This is a genomic window from uncultured Actinomyces sp., from assembly GCF_963526355.1.
GTDB lineage: Bacteria > Actinomycetota > Actinomycetes > Actinomycetales > Actinomycetaceae > Actinomyces.
Genome location: NZ_CAUROW010000190.1, coordinates 1 through 2,540, shown reverse-complemented (window position 1 = coordinate 2,540; position 2,540 = coordinate 1). Strand labels below are relative to the sequence as shown.

Genomic DNA, 2,540 nt, shown 5'->3' with positions numbered 1-2,540 from the left:
CCATCGACCCGCGCCAGCGCGAGGCGGCGGCCGCCCTGGGGGCCGGGCCCGGCCGTGTGCTGCTGACCGTGGACGGGCCCCAGCTGCTACGCGCCGGAGGGCTGGCGGCCGGTTTCGCCCTGGCGACGTCGCTGGGGGAGTTCGGGGCGACATCGTTCCTGGCCCGCCCTCAGGAGCCGACCCTGCCGGTGGTCGTCTACCGGCTCATCGGCAGCCCCGGCTCCCAGAACCAGGGGATGGCGCTGGCCGGCGGCGTGGTCCTGGCGGTGGGCAGTGCCACCGTCATGCTCGGCTGCGAGTGGCTCCAGACCCGGTTCGGTCCCGGACCAGGTGGACCCGCGGGTGCGACGTCGAGGTTGGGTGGGGCGTCGGCACATCAGCCGACCCTGGAGTGCGGAACCTCTACGGACACCGGCCGGCGAGCGGCGGGCGAAGACAACGAGACGGTCCGATCGCGCGGGCCCAGGACGGAGGGAGGCGAGCGGCCATGAGCCCGAGCGCCAGCGACACCAGTGCTTCTGCGGGCCTGTCGGTCCGCGGCCTTGCCGTGACCTACGGGGACCTGCACGCCGTCGACGGCGTCGACCTGGACGTGGCCGCCGGTGAGGTCGTCGCCCTCCTGGGGGCCTCCGGCTGTGGCAAGTCCTCGCTGCTGCGAGCGGTGGCCGGCCTGGAGGACGTGGCCGGCGGCGAGGTCGCCTGGGACGAGCGGAGCATGGTGCGCGTGCCCGTCCACAAGCGCGGCTTCGGACTCATGTTCCAGGACGGCCAGCTCTTCGAGCACCGCGACGTCGGCGGCAACATCGCCTACGGGCTCAACGGCCTGCCGCGCGCCCAGCGGGGCGAGCGGGTGCGCGAGATGCTCGAGCTCGTCGGTCTGCCCGGCTTCGAACGGCGACGCGTGACGACCCTGTCCGGCGGGCAGGCCCAGCGGGTGGCCCTGGCCCGGGCGCTGGCACCGGCGCCGAGGCTGCTACTGCTCGACGAGCCCCTGTCCGCCCTGGACCGGGCCCTACGCGAGCAACTGGCCACCGACGTGCGCGCCATCCTGCGCCAGGGCGGCACCACGGCGCTCTACGTCACCCACGACCAGGACGAGGCCATGACCGTGGCCGACCGGGTCGGAGTCATGGAGGCCGGCCGCCTCCTGCGCCTGGACACCCCCCAACGCCTGTGGGCCGACCCCGGCAGCAGCAAGGTGGCGCGGTTCCTGGGATTCGACGTCGTCGGCGACCTCGCCCTCGCGCCCGGTGCGCTGCGCGTGGCTGAGGCAGCGGGGGAGCCAGGGGAGCGGGGCAGGTCCGCGGAGTCCTTGCCGGCCACCGTGCTGGCCTCGCGACTGCGCCGCGGCCAGTGGGAGGCCGAGGTCGAGCTCAACCCCGAGCGGCTCGCCACGCTGACCGGTATCACCGAACCGTCAGAGCACGCGGAACCGGCTGAGCATGTCGAATTGGCTGGGTCAGTCGGATCAACCGAGCATGCTGGCGCTGTCACCAAGGCCGCGACTGAGAAGCCTGCCGAGCTGATCGATGCTGGCATGGAGGTTGTAGCCGATACTGTCGGAAACGGTGAGCTGACCCGAGTCACTGCTCTGGCGCAGAGTCCCCACGACGCTGGCGAGCACGTGACCCTGCGTCTCGACCCCGCTCGCACCGCCCGCCTGTGAAACCCCGGCCGGGGCCAGTACTGGGGCGTCGCGTTCGTGCCTTATGGCTCGCGGGGGTTGAGGGTACGAACGCGCGGCCTACCCTACGAACGCGCGGAGGAAGGGCGGGGAGACCGTCCGCTGCCGGCGCGGGGGCGGCCTACCCTACGAACGCTCGGAGGAAGGATGTCTGGGACGAGTGGTGTCCGATCGTGTCGTAGCGCCGTTGTAATCTGTGCTTGTCGGCCGGAGCAATCCCTATCCCCTGCCCGCAGCGGCCGTCCACCGGTGGCCATCGGCGTCCCTCAACGACAGGCTCGTGGTGTGCGGGGCGTCCGAGTCGGCCCAGCTGATTCGGGCGAGCGAGATGACGCACATCCCTACACCACCCATGAACCGCATGAACTCCATGACCCCTGACCATCTGTCCGTTTCCAAGGCGCCCAAACAGGTCCAAAACTGGCAGAAGAGCCTGCTCGACCTCTCCCTGCGCAATCCCCTCATCAATCGCACCTCCCGCCATGCCGTGGAGTTGCGTGTCCCTCCGGCGCTCATCGGTGAGTTCGAGGACCTTGTCAATGACAAGCAATTCATCACGCTCACTGCGGGAGACCACCGGTCTGCTGAGCCGTCCGGTGAAGACCTCCGTCGGGAACAGGATCGTGCGGACTCGCTCCTGAAGGAACGAACCGTCGAGGTCGAGCTCACCACCAATGAGCGCGTGCACCGCCTCCAGACTCTGGCCACCAGCGCCCGCACCGGCGTTGAGGAGACTGGTGCCAACAACCTCTACCTGGTCATCGGGACCCTGGCGTGGGAGAGCGATGGCAACCGGCTGCTCTCCCCGCTCATCCTCATCCCGGTGAACCTCGAGCGCACCGGCGACGACTTCAGG

Annotated in this window: 2 protein-coding genes and 1 pseudogene; all 3 read left to right on the top strand. The window is 70.4% G+C overall.

What is annotated here, in order from left to right:
* A pseudogene (locus tag RWR81_RS13645) lies at window positions 1-491 on the top strand (iron ABC transporter permease); the annotation flags it as partial.
* Window positions 488-1,666 carry an ABC transporter ATP-binding protein gene (locus tag RWR81_RS13640; protein WP_314458241.1) on the top strand — a complete coding sequence of 393 codons (1,179 nt, stop codon included), beginning with the start codon at window positions 488-490 and terminating at the stop codon, window positions 1,664-1,666. The pseudogene RWR81_RS13645 and the gene RWR81_RS13640, both read left to right, overlap by 4 nt.
* A gap of 379 nt (window positions 1,667-2,045) precedes the next feature.
* On the top strand, window positions 2,046-2,540 hold a 495-nt coding region (locus RWR81_RS13635), incomplete at its 3' end, for a DUF4011 domain-containing protein (RefSeq protein WP_314458240.1).

What these genes read in the sequence shown, in the direction of transcription:
- RWR81_RS13640 (WP_314458241.1), top strand. Translation starts at nt 488, where the DNA reads ATGAGCCCGAGCGCCAGCGACACCAGTGCTTCTGCGGGCCTGTCGGTC.